Below are 14,825 nucleotides of genomic sequence, written 5' to 3' on the forward strand. Positions count from 1 at the left end.
CGTCGCCATGATCGCGCCCAGCTGACCCGACGGCTCGAGCACCAGCCGCGACGGCTCGGTGCGAATCAGGTCCCCAGGCTCACCGGGCGGCAACGGATCCGGCGGCGTATAGAACTCGATGTACTCGTCTTCGTTGAAGTATGGGTCATGCCCGTCAACGGGAGGGTCGGCGAACGCGCGCGGCGCGACTCCAAGCGACAAAGCAATGACGACAACGACAAAAATCCCCACCATTCCCCGAACCACGGGGGGGACCGTAACAGATCCGGTATGGCCAACGGGGCGTTACCTTACTTTTGGGTAAGTTCGACGACGCGACTTCCCCAAAAACCGAAACTGCGGGCCGATTGCGACTTTCGAACTCGTCGCGATCTGCCCGCAGTCTCGGCAAAGAACTCAGTAGCGGTAGTGCTCCGGCTTGTACGGGCCGTCGACGTCGACGTTGATGTACTCGGCCTGCTCCTTGGTGAGCCGGGTCAGCGAACCGCCGAGTGCCTCGACGTGGATCTTGGCGACCTTCTCATCGAGATGCTTGGCCAGTCGGTAGACCTCGTTGTCGTACGTGTCGTTCTTGGTCCACAGCTCGATCTGGGCGATCACCTGGTTGGAGAAGCTGTTGCTCATCACGAACGACGGGTGCCCGGTCGCGTTGCCCAGGTTCAGCAACCGGCCCTCGCTCAGCACGATGATCGAGTGACCGTCGGGGAAGACGAACTCGTCCACCTGAGGCTTGATGTTGATCCGACGAATGTCCGGATCGCGCTCGAGCCGAGCCATTTCGATCTCGTCGTCGAAGTGCCCGATGTTGCCGAGGATCGCCTGGTGCTTCATCGCCCGCATGTGCTCAAGGGTGATGATGCCCTGATTGCCCGTCGCGGTGATCACGATGTCCGCCCAGCCGATGGCCTGCTCGACGGTCTTGACCTCGAAGCCGTCCATCAGCGCCTGCAGCGCGTTGATCGGATCGATCTCGGTGACCGCAACGCGCGCGCCCTGGGCCTTGAGCGCCTCGGCGCAGCCTTTGCCGACGTCGCCGTAGCCGCAGACCAGCGCGGCCTTGCCGCCGATCAACACGTCGGTGCCACGGTTGATGCCGTCGATCAGCGAGTGCCGGGTGCCGTACTTGTTGTCGAACTTGGATTTGGTGACCGAGTCGTTGACGTTGATGGCCGGGAACGCCAGCTCACCCGCGGCGGCGAACTGGTACAGCCGCAGAACGCCGGTGGTGGTTTCCTCGGTGACGCCCTGAACCGACTCCGCGATCTTCGTCCACTTGGTCTTGTCGGTCTCGAAGCGCGACCGGCACAGCGCCAGAAAGACCTTCCACTCGTCCGAGTCGTCGTCCTCGCCGGGGGGAACCACGCCGGCCTTCTCGAACTGCGCGCCGCGCAGGACGAGCATGGTGGCGTCACCGCCGTCGTCGAGGATCATGTTGGCCGGCTCGTTCGGCCAAGTGAGCATCTGCTCTGCTGCCCACCAGTACTCCTCCAGCGTCTCGCCCTTCCAGGCGAAGACCGGGGTGCCCTTGGGCTCTTCGGGGGTGCCGTGCGGGCCGACGACGACCGCGGCCGCGGCGTGGTCCTGGGTGGAGAAGATGTTGCACGACGCCCATCGAACCTCGGCGCCCAGCGCCACCAGGGTCTCGATCAGCACGGCGGTCTGCACCGTCATGTGCAGCGAACCCGAGATGCGCGCGCCCTTGAGCGGCAGCACATCGGCGTACTCGCGCCGCAGCGTCATCAGGCCGGGCATCTCGTGTTCGGCGAGTCGGATCTCCTTGCGGCCGAATTCCGCAAGGGAAAGATCGGCCACCTTGAAGTCGATGCCGTTGCGTACATCGGCGGTCAGCCGCTGCTCAGTCGTCGTCATATATTGGGTTCCTTCTGTGCGCGCGTCGCAATTACTTAGCTTTGTTACATATTAGTCGGCGCAGATGCGGCGTCTTTATTTCTGCTCGATGACACCGTAGCGCTCGGCAAACGGCGACATGAGTCTAGCTAAGTCCCGCGCGACGTCGTGATCGGCCTCCGGCGGCATGGAAACGTAGCTCATACACAGCCGGACGATGGCCCGGGCCAGCACCCCGGAGTCCTCCTCGCTCGAGCGCACCCAGCTATCCATGAACGTCGACGTCAACCTCTCCGAGCAGCGCGTGATGATCGGCGCACTGTCGGTGGTTATCAGCTGCAGCAGGTCCGGCTTGGTGGTGCCCGTGAGCAGCGAGATCACCAGCGGGTCGGCAGCGGACTGGGCGAAGAACGACCGGAACCCTTCCAGGAACGCGGCATAGATATCGCCCACGTTGCCGTGGATGGAGTCGTCGACGGCATCGACGAGCTTGTCGGCCAGCCGCAGCGCGTAACCCTGCGCAAGGCCTTGCCGCGAGCCGAACTCGTTGTAGATCGTCTGGCGGCTGATGCCCGCGGCCTGCGCCACCGCCGACAGCGTGATTGAAGACCAGTCGCGCTTGAGCAGCAACTCCCGCATCCCGTCGAGGATCGAATCACGCAACAACGCCCGCGACGCCTCGGCGTACGGGACGCGTTGCGCGACTCGCCTGTCCTGCGGGCTATTCACACGCGCGACACTAGCGGTCACGAACGCGCGATCTCCACCATCTCGAAATCGGATTTCGCCGCGCCGCAATCGGGGCAGCTCCAATCATCGGGAATGTCGTCCCACCGGGTGCCCGGGGCGATGCCGTCTTCCGGCCAGCCCTTCGCCTCGTCGTATTCGAATCCGCACTGCACGCAGATGAACAGCTTGTAGTCACTCACTGCTTCACTCCTATCTCTTCAAAGTCGACCTTCTCGCGCACCGCGCAATCCGGGCAGCACCATTCGTCGGGTATGTCACTCCACGGCGTGCCAGGCGGAAATCCTTCTCGCGCAGCGCCTTTAGCCTCATCATAGATGTAGTCGCAGCCGGGACATCTAAACGAGCTCATGCTGCTGCCCCGTACTTCGCCAGCACCTTGTCCCGAACCCGCGGATGCACATTCACGCGCGTGATGTCGCCGCCGTAGTGCTCCATCACCCGGTGATCCATCACCTTGCGCCATATTGCCGGCACGTAGGTCAGCGCGATCATCGACGCGTAACCGCTTGGCAGGTTCGGCGCCCCGTGCATGCTGCGCAGCGTCTGGTAACGCCGCGTCGGATTCGCGTGGTGATCACTGTGCCGCTGCAGGTGATACAGGAACAGATTGGTCACGATGTGATCGGAGTTCCAGCTGTGCTCCGGCGCGCAGCGTTCGTAACGGCCGCTCTCGGTCTTCTTTCGCAGCAGACCGTAGTGCTCGAGGTAGTTGACCGTCTCCAGCAGCGAGAAACCGAACACTGCCTGGACGAGCATGAACGGGATCAGCGCGGGACCGAAGACCGCGATCAGCACACCCCAGAACACCACCGACATCAGCCAGGCGTTGAGCACGTCGTTGCGAATGTTGAACGGGCTCTTGCCGAGACGACGCATCCGCTGCGCCTCCAGCTCCCACGACGAACGCAGGCTGCCCCACACGCTGCGCGGCAGGAATTCCCAGAACGTCTCGCCGAAGCGCGCCGAGGCCGGATCCTCCGGCGTCGCCACCCGCACGTGATGGCCGCGGTTGTGCTCGATGTAGAAGTGGCCGTACCAGGTTTGGGCCAGCGTGATTTTAGCCAGCCAGCGCTCCAGCGAGTCCTTCTTGTGGCCCAGTTCGTGCGCGGTGTTGATGCCCACCCCTCCGAGCATCCCGACCGACAGCGCGAGACCGATCTTGGCGGGCCAGCCCAGCGATCCGTCGAACCCGAGCCAGCTCACATCCGACGCGGTGAACAGGTAGGCCCCGAAGATCACGCTCGCGTACTGGAACGGGATGTAAATGTAGGTGCAGTACCGGTAGTACCTGTCGTTCTCGAGCCGCTCCGTCACCTCGTCCGGCGGGTTCTGCCCGTCAGGGCCATACCGCAGGTCCAGCGCCGGCAGCACGAGGTACAGCAGGATCGGGCCGATCCAGAACGGCACCTGTGCCGCCGCGTGCCAGCCCCATTGATTGAACGCCCAGACCAACGGCAGCACGACGAACAGCGCCGTCGGCGCGATCAGTCCCATCAGCCACAGATATCGCTTCTTGTCCCGCCACTGGTCGATCTCCACGGCGGAGAGTTCTGTCGTCACCAAGCCACCTCCTGTGAGTGCCATCACGTCTTGGAGTTGACTATAGGTGCGACTTTGTCGTCTGTCTAGACATTAGAGGCTGATTTGTAAAGCAGGCAGCAGCGATTTGGGCGTGGCGGGTTGCGGTAAGCGCAACGGAGCACGCCGAAATCACACATTGGTGGTGGTAGCGGCCTGTCGCTTGGCCAGCACGGAATGCCTGCGGCCGTAGGCGAAATAGATCAGCACCCCGATGGCCATCCAGATCAAGAAGCGGATCCACGTCAGGCCCGTCAGGTTGAGCATCAGCCAGACGCACGCCACGATCGACGCGATCGGCAGCAGCGGCACCCCCGGCGCCCGGAAGCCTCGGGGCAGGTCCGGCCGGGTGCGGCGCAGCACGATCACCCCGGCCGACACCAGCACGAACGCGAACAGCGTGCCGATATTGACCATCTCTTCGAGCTTGCCGATCGGGAACACCGAGGCCGCCAGCGCAACGAGCACGCCGACGAGGATCGTGATGCGTACGGGTGTGCCGTGCTGCCCGGTCCTCGCGAGGCCGCGGGGCAGCAGCCCGTCGCGGCACATCGCAAACAGCACCCGGGTCTGCCCGAGTACCAGCACGATCACAACTGTGGTCAGGCCGGCAAGCGCGCCGATCGAGATGACCTTCGCGGCCCAGTCAACGCCGTTCACGGAGAACGCAGTCGCGAGGTTCGCGTCCTCCCCTGCAGCACGAAGTTCGGTGTAATGCACCATGCCGGTCAGCACGACGGCAACCGCCACATAGAGCACGGTGACGATCGCAAGCGAGGCAATGATGCCGCGAGACACATCGCGCTGCGGATTCTTGGTCTCCTCGGCGGTGGTGGCCACGATGTCGAATCCGATGAACGCGAAGAACACGATCGACGCGCCCGCAAGAAGGCCGTACCACCCGTAATTGCTGCCCTCGGCGCCAGTCATCAGCGAGAACAGGGACTGCTCACTTCCGGTGCCGCCTTCTGCTCCTTGCGCAGGCGGGATGAACGGCGAAAAGTTCGCCGCCTTGATGTAGAACGAGCCGACAATGACGACCAGCAGCACTACGCCCACCTTGATCGCCGTGATCACCAGGCTCACTTCGGCGGACAGCTTGGTGCCCCAGGCCAGGATGACTGTGACGAACGCGATGATCAGCAGCGCTCCCCAATCCAGTTGCAGCCCACCGAAATCCGCCGTCCCCCCGCCGAACCCGAAAACCGTCCCCAGATAGCTCGACCAGCCCTTGGCCACCACCGCGGCGGCGACGGCGAACTCCAGGATCAGATCCCAGCCGATGATCCAGGCGACGAACTCGCCGAACGTCGCATAGGAGAACGTGTAGGCGCTGCCGGCCACCGGCACGGTCGACGCGAACTCCGCGTAGCACAGCGCGGCCAGCCCGCAGGCGATCGCGGCCAGGACGAACGAGATCGAAATCGCAGGGCCGGTGATGTTGCCGGCCGTCGACGCGGTGATCGTGAAGATGCCTGCGCCGATCACCACCGAAACCCCGAAGACGGTGAGATCCCACCAGTTCAGGTCCTTGCGCAACCGGGTCTCAGGTTCGTCAGTGTCGGCAATCGACTGCTCCACCGACTTCGTCCGCCAGGCCATTTGCATGACTCCTCCCGGTACGCCGCATGTACTTAGTACTGTCCCCCCATGGTGGGGACCGGAAACCATGCTGTCGTGATCGGAGCCAGCATCGGCGGGCTGTGCGCCGCGCGGGTGCTGTCGGACTTCTACGAGCGCGTGACGGTGTTCGAACGCGACGACCTGCCGGACCGGCCCGTCAACCGGGCAGCGGTTCCACAGGGCAGGCACGTGCACCTGCTGATGGCGCGCGGCGCGCAGGAGTTCGAAGCGCACTTCCCCGGGCTGCTCGACGACATGGTTGCCGCCGGCGTGCCGATTCTGGAGAACCGGCCGGACTGTATTCACTTCGGAGCGGCCGGCCACGTCCTTGGCACCCACCACCGGCTGCAGGACGAGTTCACGGCGTATGTGCCCAGCAGGCCACAGCTGGAATGGCAGATCCGGCGGCGGGTGGCGGCGATCGGCAACGTGGACATCGTGGCGGCCGCGGTCAGCGAGCCCCGCTACGACGCCGCCCGCCAGCGGGCGACCGGGGTGCAACTGGATTCCGGGGAAACCGTAGATGCCGACTTCGTCGTCGACGCCACCGGTCGCGGCACCCGGCTGCCGGTGTGGTTGTCGCAGTGGGGATTTGAACGTCCCCGCGAGGACACTGTTGGTGTCGGCATCGGCTATGCCACCCACCAGCTGCGCATTCCCAACGGCCTGATCGCCGAGAAGGTGATCGTCGCAGGGGCCTGCCGTGAGCAGCCGCTGGGCCTTGGCATGCTGTATTACGAGGACGGCACGTGGGGGTTGACCACATTCGGTGTGGCCAAAGTCGAACCGCCGCAAGATTTTTCAGCGATGTGCACGTTGGCCGACGAGATCCTGCCCGCGCACATTGCGGCCGCGATCCGCCAGGGCGAACCCATCGGCGACGTCGCGTTTCACAAGTATCCGACCAGCCGTTGGCGCCGTTACGACAAGCTCGACCGCTATCCCGCCGGGATCATCCCGTTCGGCGACGCCGTGGCCAGCTTCAACCCCACCTTCGGGCAGGGTATGACGATGACGTCGCTGCAGGCGGGCCACCTGCGCCGCGCGCTGCAGGGAGTCGACGTGGCACGTGACTTTCACCGCGCGACGGCCAAGACGACCTTTCCGGTGTGGCAGATGAACGCCATCGGAGACCTTGTGCTGCACCGGGCCAGCGGGCCGATGCCGCGGTGGTACGTGCCCGTTGGCAATCTGTTCGATCAGTTCCTCGGCGCCGCCGAGACGGATCCCGTTCTCGCCGAATGGTTTCTGCGCCGATTCAGCCTGCTCGACAGCCTCTACATGGTCCCGTCGGCGCGCCTGATCGGCCGCACCATCCGCCACAACATGCGGCTATGGCTGGCCGAGAGGCGCAAGCGCCCCGCGCGGGTATCCGCGGCCGTTAGCTGACGTACTCGAATGGGTACTTCACTACCGACAGTTGCGGTTACTGTCGAGTAGGGCCAGTTGCTAGGAGGGTCTGCCATGACCGCTACCGGTGAGATCAGCGAGAAACAGGCCAGGGATGTCGCCGAGGACGCGCGGGCGGCAGAGTGGCTACAGCCCAGCTTCGCCAAGGAGTTGTTCCTCGGCCGATTGCGGTTGGACCTGGTCCACCCACACCCCAGCGGCTCGGCTGAGGCCACGGAGCGCGGCGAGGCGTTCCTGGCCACATTGCGCGAGTTCTGCGAGGACCACATCGATGCCGCGGTGATCGAGCGCGATGCGCAGATCCCGGATGCGGTGATCCTGGGCCTGAAGGAACTGGGCGCGCTCGGCATGAAGATCGACTCTGCGTACGGCGGGCTCGGCCTGTCGCAGGTGTACTACAACAAAGCTCTCGCGCTTGTCTGCTCGGTGCACCCCTCCCTGGGCGCACTGCTCTCGGCGCACCAGTCGATCGGGGTACCGCAGCCGATCTCGATGTTCGGCACCGAGCAGCAGAAGCAGACGTGGCTTCGCCGGTGTACACGCCAAATCAGCGCGTTCCTGCTCACCGAACCTGACGTCGGCAGTGACCCGGCCCGGCTGCATGCCACCGCGACACCAGATGGCGATGACTATGTGCTGAACGGGATGAAGCTGTGGACCACCAACGGCGTCATTGCCGACCTGATGGTGGTCATGGCCAAAGTGCCCGAGAGCGAGGGTCATCCGGGCGGGATCACAGCATTCGTGGTGGAGGCGAACACACCGGGCATCGTGGTCGAAAACCGCAATGCGTTCATGGGATTGCGCGGCATCGAGAACGGCCTCACCCGGTTCACCGATGTGCGGGTGCCCGCCGAAAACCGGATCGGCGAAGAGGGTGACGGGCTGCGGATTGCGCTGTCCACACTCAATGTGGGCCGGCTGTCGTTGCCTGCGACGTGCTGCGGCGCGGCGAAACGGTGTTTGAAGATCGCCAGGGAATGGTCCAAGGAGCGCGTGCAGTGGGGCAAGCCGGTCGGTGAGCACGATGCGGTCGCCGGCAAGGTGGCGTTCATCGCCGCCACTGCCTACGGCCTGGAGGCAATGGTCGAGTTGGCCAGCCAGCTCGCCGATGCAGGCCACACCGATATCCGGATCGAAGCGGCACTGGCCAAGCTCTACGGCTCGGAGATCACCTGGCTGATCGCCGACGAGCTCGTGCAGATTCGCGGCGGGCGCGGCTTCGAAACCGCCGCGTCGCTGGCCGCCCGCGGCGAGCGCGGAGTGCCCGCCGAGCAGATACTGCGGGACATGCGGATCAATCGGATCTTCGAAGGCTCAACCGAAATCATGCACCTGCTCATCGCACGCGAGGCGGTGGATGTACACCTGAGCGTGGCCGGCGACATCATCGACCCGGACACCGATATGCGGCATAAAGCGCGTGCAGCGGCCAACGCCGGCCGATTCTATGCACGCTGGCTGCCCAGCCTGCTCGCCGGAAAGGGCCAATTTCCAACATCATTCAGCGAGTTCGGACCGCTCGGCACCCATCTGCGCTACGTCGAGCGTGCCAGCCGCCGACTGGCGCGCAGCACGTTTTACGGGATGTCGCGGTGGCAGGGCAAGTTGGAGCACAAGCAGCGGTTCCTTGGCAGGATCGTCGATATCGGCGCGGAGTTGTTCGCGATGACAGCCGCCTGCGTCCGGGCACAACGTGACCGGACCGATGATGACTCCGCTGTCGATCTCGCCGACGCGTTCTGCCGCCAGGCCCGGGTCAGGGCCGACCGGCTGTTCGATGCACTGTGGCGCAACTCTGACGACTCCGACCGGACGCTGGCGCGTGAAGTCCTCGACGGTCGCTACACATGGCTCGAGGAAGGGATTCTCGACCAGTCCATCGAGGGGCCGTGGATCGCTCAGGACGGTGGCGCGGCAAGATCCGACGTACACCGCGTCATCCGCAATGCACCGAGTCGCGGCGCAGCGTAGTGCTCTGAGCGGTAAAGACCACCATGACGTCGCAGATCCGACCGCTGGAAGACCTGTCGTCGTGTGGCATCGCGTACTGGCTGCCACCCGGCGGCAGGGACAACGGCGTGTGGGCCGACATCTGGGTAGCGATCGCCGACCTCGAAACCGCCGAAGCCGGTGAGGTTCTGGACCTGTTGGCGAAGGCGGACGTCGGTGGCTATGTCGCCATTCCCGGCGGGATGAGGGCCAGGGCCCGCGGTCCCGTCTGCCCTCGGCTGTGGGTGGACGCGATGCAATACGGCCTCGCCGAGGACGTTCTGATCCGATTTATGCGTGCTCGCCATTGCCGGTAGGTTCGTTGCCATGAGGGAGACGCGATGAGCGCAGGTCTATTCGGACTCCTCGACGACGTTGCCGCTCTGGCACGGCTCGCGGCCGCATCCGTCGACGATATCGGTGCCGCCACCGGGCGGGCGACGGCCAAGGCGGCCGGCGTTGTCATCGACGACACCGCGGTGACGCCGCAGTACGTGCACGGGATCACCGCCGACCGCGAACTGCCGATGATCAAGCGGATCGCGATCGGGTCGCTGCGGAACAAGCTCGTGTTCATCCTGCCGGCGGCCTTGCTGCTCAGTCAGTTCGTGCCGTGGCTGGTGACGCCGATCCTCATGCTCGGCGCCACCTACCTCTGTTACGAAGGCGCCGAAAAAGTATGGGGCTGGATAAGCGGCCACGACGCCCACGCGGCACCCACCGCAGCCGTCGGCGAGGACGCCGAGCGCCAGATGACAGCAGGGGCGATCCGCACCGACTTCATCCTGTCCGCCGAGATCATGGTCATCGCGCTCAACGAGGTGGCCGACCAGTCGTTCTGGCCGCGGTTCATCATTCTCGTCGTGGTCGCCTTCGTGATCACCGCCGCGGTCTACGGCGTCGTCGCGCTGATCGTGAAGATGGACGACATCGGATTGAATCTCGCGCAGCGCACCTCACGATTCGCGCAGAAGGTCGGCCGTGGCCTGGTCGCCGCGATGCCCAAACTGCTCTCGGCGCTGTCGACCATCGGCACGGTCGCGATGCTCTGGGTGGGCGGGCACATCCTGCTCCTCGGGACCGACACGCTCGGCTGGCATGCGCCGTACGGATTCGTGCACCACCTCGAGGGGGCGGTGCACCACGCGGTCGAAGGAGTCGGCGGCGTGCTCGCCTGGCTGGTCAACACCGCCGCATCCGCGATCATCGGGCTGGTGGTGGGGGCCGTGATCGTAGGGATCATGCACGTGCTGCCGTTCGGCAGCAAGAAGCACTAGATTCCGACGGTCGCCCGGAACAGCTTCGTCGGATTCTGCGCGACCAATCGGATCGGTCCGTCGTCGGCCGACACCCACGCGGCCGCACCGCGTTCGAGCGTCACGGCCGTGGTCTTGGCGTGCACCACCGTCGACCCCTCGGTGCACAGCAGGATTTGTGGCCCGTCGTGGCGGGTGGGTGCGTCGACCTCGTGGCCCAGTTGGTCGCCGTCGATGCTCAGCACAGAGACCGCAAATTCCGGCGCTGGCGTGTCGTATTCCAATTCCATTCCGTCCCTGGCAATTTGGGGACGGATGACGGGATCTGTCGCCGGGGTGAAGTCCAGCACCCGCAGCAGCTCTGGCACGTCGACGTGCTTGGGGGTCAGCCCGCCGCGAAGCACGTTGTCGGAGTTGGCCATCACCTCGACGCCCACCCCGTGCAGATAGGCGTGCAGGTTGCCGGCAGGAAGGTAGATGCCCTCCCCTGGCGCAAGGCTGATCCGGTTCAGCAGCAGCGAGGCCAGCACTCCGGCATCGCCGGGATACCGCTCGCCGAGTTCCAGCACCGTCTTGGCCTCGTCGGCGAATTCCTTCTTGCCCGAACGGACGTAGTGGATGGCCCCCTCGATGACGGCTGGAACCAGCACGTCGAGATCAGGCTGCGGCGCGGTGATCCACGTGGTGAACAGCGCCCGCAGACCGTCTGCGTCGGATTGGTCAGACAATAGGTTGACGAACGGGTCGAGGTCGGTGACCGCCAGTGCACGCATCAGTTCGACACTGCGCGCCGCCGGCCGGAATCCGGCCAACGCCTCGAATTGCTCTAGCGCAACAAGCAATTCGGGCTTATGGCTGCGGTCGCGGTAGTTTCGCATCGGCGCCGAAACACCGATACCGAGCTTCTCCTCGCGGGCAAAACCCTCCACGGCCTGCTCAGCGCTCGGATGTGCTTGCAGCGACAGTGGCTCGTCGGCGGCCAGCACCTTGAGAAGGAACGGAAGCGTGTCGCCGAAACGGCCTCGAACGGCCGACCCCAGTTCGCCCTCCGGATCCTCGCGCAACGCGTCGAGCAATGACCACTCGCCGTCGTCAGTCTGCAGCCACGCCGGATCACCGGGATGCGCACCAAACCACAGTTCGGCCTCGGGATGGGCTGTGGGACTTGGCCTTCCGGTGAACTCGGCAATCGCGGTGCGCGAACCCCATGCGTAGGTCCGCACCGCTCCGCGTAGCAGGTGCATGCGCTTAACCTCGAACCAGTCTCAGATAGGTGGCCGTCATCTCCAACCGAACGGCCAGCGTCGCCAGTTGTTGTTCCGGGCGCCCTGCGGCGGGCGCGGCGACGGCCACCGGCGTGTCAGCAGAGTCGGTGATCTCCACAGCCTCCGGCACGTCTTCGGCGTTGATCACGTCGACGTCGTCGAGCCCGCTCACTCGCGCGAGAACCACCTGCCGCTCGGCGTCGGTGGTCAACACGAAGGTCCTGACGCGGCGCGGCAGCGGACCGTCGAGCTCCTCGTCGTGAAAAATCGACTTCTCGCGATCAGCGCCGAACTCGCCGGCCATACCGCCGCGCAGCGCGACGACAACGTCGGCCAGCCCCGCCACCGCCACCGCCTTGTGGGCGACGCGCAACAGGATCGCACCACCGTGGCGGGCCAGCGCCAACGTCGCCGCGTTGTCGCCTGCCAGCACGACGTCGCGGCCAGACATGCGCTCTGCCATGGTCTTTGCGGGATTGGTGAACAACTCATGGCCGGCGCTGTTGCGAAACGCCTCGGCATCGAGCTCGTCGGCCAGCGCGGGCAGATCCACGTGCAGCCCCGGATCCACCGTTTGCAGCGTTGCCAAACCAGCGGCGAGATACCGGGACAGACCGAAATCGTCGGGGACCCGCATGCGGGGCGCCAGCACAACGGCGCGGCCCGCAGTGGCATCGCGCAGTGGTCCTTCGAACGGTGCGACGACCACGACGCGGGCGCCACGGCGGACGGCGATGGCAGCCGCCGACACCAACGCGGGATCACCCGGATCGTCGCCGGCCACGATCACCACATCCAGCGCGCCGATCCATGGCGGCGCCTCAGAGGCGACCACGATCGGAGCGGCGGCCGAACCGCCCAGCGCGGCGGACAGCATCGATCCCGCGGTCTCGGCGTTGCCTCGTCCGGCCACCCAGATCACGGTGCGGGGCGGCTGGTCGCTCTTCAGCGCGTCGAGTTCGCCCTCGTCGAGCGCTGCGGCGGTGGAGCGCACCTGAGCTCCGGCCATCGACGCGGCACGCAGCAAACCTTCTCGGTCGGCGGCGAGTAGACCTTGCACATCGTCGAGGTCGACGGTGGCGTGCGTCGCGTTCACGTGGCCGCCTTAGTGCGCGCGGCGATCTCAGCCGAGATATGGCCGACGACCTCGTCGACCTCCTCGGTGGTCCGGGCCTCGACGTTGAGCCGCAGCAACGGCTCGGTGTTAGACGTGCGCAGGTTGAACCAGGTGCCGTCACCCAGGTCGACGGTCACGCCGTCGAGGTGATCGATGGAATGGATTCGGGTGCCGAACGACTTGAGCACGGCGTCGACGCAGCCTTGCGCATCGGTGACCGTGAAGTTGATCTCGCCGGACGACTCGTAGCGCTGATAGTCGGCCATCAGGTCCGACAGCGGGCGGTGCTGCTCCCCCAGCGCCGCGAGCACGTGTAACGCAGCGAGCATCCCCGAGTCGGCGCCCCAGAAGTCACGGAAGTAATAGTGCGCGGAATGCTCACCACCGAAAATCGCGCCGGTTTCGGCCATCAGCCCCTTGATGTAGGAGTGCCCAACCCGGGCTCGCACCGGCGTGCCGCCGCGCTCTGCGACCAATTCTGGTACCGCGCGGGAGGTGATTAAGTTGTGGATCACCGTGGCGCCGATCTCCCTGTTGAGTTCCCGCGCGGCGACCAGCGCGGTCACCGACGACGGTGACACGGGATGCCCCTTTTCATCCACGACGAAACACCGATCGGCGTCTCCGTCGAAGGCCAGTCCGATGTCGGCACCCGTCTCAACTACGTACGCCTGCAAATCGACCAGGTTGGCCGCGTCAAGCGGGTTGGCTTCATGGTTGGGGAAAGTGCCGTCCAGTTCAAAGAACAGGGGTAGCAGCGTGATTGCCGCGATCGGGCCGAGCACCGCAGGGGTGGTGTGGCCGGCCATGCCATTGCCTGCGTCGACGGCCACCCGAAGGGGCCGTTGCGCGGACACGTCGACCAGTGTGCGCAGAAATTCGCCGTAGTCTGCCAGCACGTCACGGTCGGAGATCGACCCGTGCGGGCCGTCATATGCGGGCACCCCCGCGATGACCTCGTCGCTGATGGTCCCCAGGCCGCTGTCCTTGCCGACCGGTTTGGCCCCTGCGCGGCAGAGCTTGATCCCGTTGTAGGCGGCCGGATTGTGACTGGCGGTGAACATCGCGCCAGGGCAGTCCAGCAGACCCGACGCGAAATACAGCTGATCCGTTGAGGCCAACCCGATTCGCACCACATCGAGGCCCTGCGCCGTCACGCCGTCTGCGAACGCGGCGGCCAGTGACGGCGAACTCGCCCGCATGTCGTAGCCGATCGCCAGCTGACTGGCACCGGAGTCTTCAGAGCGGACCAGCCGGGCAAACGCGCCGCCGACGTCGGCCACGAATTGTTCGTCCAGTTCCTCGCCAACCAGGCCGCGCACGTCATAAGCCTTGATGACGCGATGGACAGCCGCGGCGGGCCGAGACATAGAACTCCTTGCGAAGGGGACCGTAGGCGCAAGCCTAGTCGCCGAGTGCCAACTACTCTGCAGGGTCTGGCAACACCCGCAGGTGGCCGCGCCTTCGCCCGTTCGACTCCGGCCGCCGGGCGGGCGGCGCCATCAGCGCGCCACCTGACACACCGGTGACCGGATCGGAAAAGCCTGCGGCAATCCCGTTGATCGGTGGCGCGCCGTCATGTCCCTCACGCACCGCGTCCGCAAGTGCCACCAGATCGTCTTCGTCCGGGTGCGTGGGCAGCGGGCCTGCGTGGCGAACAAGCTCCCATCCGCGCGGCGCGGTGATCCGGCCTGCATGCACCACGCACAAATCCCACGAATGCGGCTCGGACACCGTGGCCAGCGGACCCACCACGGCGGTCGAGTCGGAATAGACAAAGGTCAGCGTCGCGACCGCATAATGTGGGCACCCGGGCCGGCAGCAGCGACGGGGAACGTTCACGCACGAGAGGCTATCGCGGGTAAACCCCGCAAGCGGCCGGACACGCGCAGCCATCGGACGGCCGATCTGTAACCGTTACGCTTCTTGTCGTGGCCGAGCGGAATCTTCGCGGATCACGCCGCGGCCGGGACATGCGCGGTCCGT

General features: G+C 65.4%; 14 protein-coding genes and 1 pseudogene. 4 read left to right on the forward strand and 11 right to left on the reverse strand.

The window, feature by feature from the left end:
* The 7 genes and pseudogenes from VFH65_RS25970 to VFH65_RS26000 all read right to left on the reverse strand — a co-directional run.
* Window positions 1–234 (reverse strand): annotated as a pseudogene (locus VFH65_RS25970) (triacylglycerol lipase); the annotation flags it as partial.
* A 162-nt stretch (window positions 235–396) separates the two neighbouring features.
* Window positions 397–1,869, reverse strand: a complete 1,473-nt coding sequence (gene ahcY / locus VFH65_RS25975) for an adenosylhomocysteinase (protein ID WP_353325519.1) — start codon at window positions 1,867–1,869, stop codon at window positions 397–399.
* A gap of 75 nt (window positions 1,870–1,944) precedes the next feature.
* Complete coding sequence (locus tag VFH65_RS25980) at window positions 1,945–2,487, reverse strand: TetR family transcriptional regulator (protein WP_414688511.1); 543 nt, start codon at window positions 2,485–2,487, stop codon at window positions 1,945–1,947.
* 107 nt (window positions 2,488–2,594) lie between these two features.
* The gene (locus VFH65_RS25985) at window positions 2,595–2,777 is read right to left on the reverse strand and encodes a rubredoxin (protein WP_353325523.1); all 183 of its coding nucleotides are present in this window, start codon (window positions 2,775–2,777) and stop codon (window positions 2,595–2,597) included.
* The gene (locus VFH65_RS25990; RefSeq protein WP_353325525.1) at window positions 2,774–2,947 is read right to left on the reverse strand and encodes a rubredoxin; all 174 of its coding nucleotides are present in this window, start codon (window positions 2,945–2,947) and stop codon (window positions 2,774–2,776) included. The genes VFH65_RS25985 and VFH65_RS25990 overlap by 4 nt, the downstream gene beginning before the upstream one ends.
* On the reverse strand, window positions 2,944–4,182 hold the full coding sequence (locus VFH65_RS25995) for an alkane 1-monooxygenase (protein WP_414688512.1): 1,239 nt from the start codon (window positions 4,180–4,182) through the stop codon (window positions 2,944–2,946). Before VFH65_RS25995 ends, VFH65_RS25990 begins: the two co-directional genes overlap by 4 nt.
* A gap of 126 nt (window positions 4,183–4,308) precedes the next feature.
* On the reverse strand, window positions 4,309–5,784 hold the full coding sequence (locus VFH65_RS26000; RefSeq protein WP_353325529.1) for an amino acid permease: 1,476 nt from the start codon (window positions 5,782–5,784) through the stop codon (window positions 4,309–4,311).
* Between the two features lie 42 nt (window positions 5,785–5,826).
* Between VFH65_RS26000 and VFH65_RS26005 the strand changes: the two genes are divergently transcribed.
* The 4 genes from VFH65_RS26005 to VFH65_RS26020 all read left to right on the forward strand — a co-directional run bounded on the left by VFH65_RS26005 (window position 5,827) and on the right by VFH65_RS26020 (window position 10,478).
* Complete coding sequence (locus VFH65_RS26005) at window positions 5,827–7,188, forward strand: FAD-dependent oxidoreductase (protein ID WP_353325531.1); 1,362 nt, start codon at window positions 5,827–5,829, stop codon at window positions 7,186–7,188.
* Between the two features lie 75 nt (window positions 7,189–7,263).
* Complete coding sequence (locus tag VFH65_RS26010; protein WP_353325533.1) at window positions 7,264–9,183, forward strand: acyl-CoA dehydrogenase family protein; 1,920 nt, start codon at window positions 7,264–7,266, stop codon at window positions 9,181–9,183.
* A 23-nt stretch (window positions 9,184–9,206) separates the two neighbouring features.
* Entirely contained in the window at window positions 9,207–9,518 is a 312-nt protein-coding gene (locus tag VFH65_RS26015; protein WP_353325535.1) for a hypothetical protein, read from the forward strand.
* A gap of 24 nt (window positions 9,519–9,542) precedes the next feature.
* Window positions 9,543–10,478, forward strand: coding sequence for a DUF808 domain-containing protein (locus VFH65_RS26020; RefSeq protein WP_353325537.1), 936 nt, complete (start codon window positions 9,543–9,545; stop codon window positions 10,476–10,478).
* On the opposite strand, the gene manA is transcribed toward VFH65_RS26020, so the two are convergent.
* The 4 genes from manA to VFH65_RS26040 are packed head-to-tail and all read right to left on the reverse strand — an operon-like array spanning window position 10,475 to window position 14,681.
* Window positions 10,475–11,701, reverse strand: coding sequence for a mannose-6-phosphate isomerase, class I (gene manA, locus VFH65_RS26025; RefSeq protein ID WP_353325539.1), 1,227 nt, complete (start codon window positions 11,699–11,701; stop codon window positions 10,475–10,477). The genes VFH65_RS26020 and manA overlap by 4 nt on opposite strands.
* Before the next feature lie 4 nt (window positions 11,702–11,705).
* Window positions 11,706–12,818 (reverse strand): TobH protein, encoded by a 1,113-nt coding sequence (locus VFH65_RS26030; RefSeq protein WP_353325541.1) that lies wholly within the window; start codon window positions 12,816–12,818, stop codon window positions 11,706–11,708.
* The gene (locus tag VFH65_RS26035; protein WP_353325543.1) at window positions 12,815–14,209 is read right to left on the reverse strand and encodes a phosphomannomutase/phosphoglucomutase; all 1,395 of its coding nucleotides are present in this window, start codon (window positions 14,207–14,209) and stop codon (window positions 12,815–12,817) included. The genes VFH65_RS26030 and VFH65_RS26035 overlap by 4 nt, the downstream gene beginning before the upstream one ends.
* A 52-nt stretch (window positions 14,210–14,261) precedes the next feature.
* A complete protein-coding gene (locus tag VFH65_RS26040) occupies window positions 14,262–14,681 on the reverse strand; it encodes a DUF3499 domain-containing protein (protein WP_353325545.1) in 420 nt (139 codons plus the stop codon).
* Window positions 14,682–14,825 lie beyond the last annotated feature (144 nt).

The sequence above is a fragment of the Mycobacterium sp. genome, assembly GCF_035697385.1.
GTDB lineage: Bacteria > Actinomycetota > Actinomycetes > Mycobacteriales > Mycobacteriaceae > Mycobacterium.

Coding starts and splice junctions, on each gene's coding strand:
- ahcY (WP_353325519.1), bottom strand. CDS start 1,869: ATGACGACGACTGAGCAGCGGCTGACCGCCGATGTACGCAACGGCATC.
- VFH65_RS25980 (WP_414688511.1), bottom strand. CDS start 2,487: ATGCGGGAGTTGCTGCTCAAGCGCGACTGGTCTTCAATCACGCTGTCG.
- VFH65_RS25990 (WP_353325525.1), bottom strand. CDS start 2,947: ATGAGCTCGTTTAGATGTCCCGGCTGCGACTACATCTATGATGAGGCT.
- VFH65_RS25995 (WP_414688512.1), bottom strand. CDS start 4,182: ATGGCACTCACAGGAGGTGGCTTGGTGACGACAGAACTCTCCGCCGTG.
- VFH65_RS26000 (WP_353325529.1), bottom strand. CDS start 5,784: ATGCAAATGGCCTGGCGGACGAAGTCGGTGGAGCAGTCGATTGCCGAC.
- VFH65_RS26005 (WP_353325531.1), top strand. CDS start 5,827: ATGGTGGGGACCGGAAACCATGCTGTCGTGATCGGAGCCAGCATCGGC.
- VFH65_RS26010 (WP_353325533.1), top strand. CDS start 7,264: ATGACCGCTACCGGTGAGATCAGCGAGAAACAGGCCAGGGATGTCGCC.
- VFH65_RS26015 (WP_353325535.1), top strand. CDS start 9,207: ATGACGTCGCAGATCCGACCGCTGGAAGACCTGTCGTCGTGTGGCATC.
- VFH65_RS26020 (WP_353325537.1), top strand. CDS start 9,543: ATGAGCGCAGGTCTATTCGGACTCCTCGACGACGTTGCCGCTCTGGCA.
- manA (WP_353325539.1), bottom strand. CDS start 11,701: ATGCACCTGCTACGCGGAGCGGTGCGGACCTACGCATGGGGTTCGCGC.
- VFH65_RS26035 (WP_353325543.1), bottom strand. CDS start 14,209: ATGTCTCGGCCCGCCGCGGCTGTCCATCGCGTCATCAAGGCTTATGAC.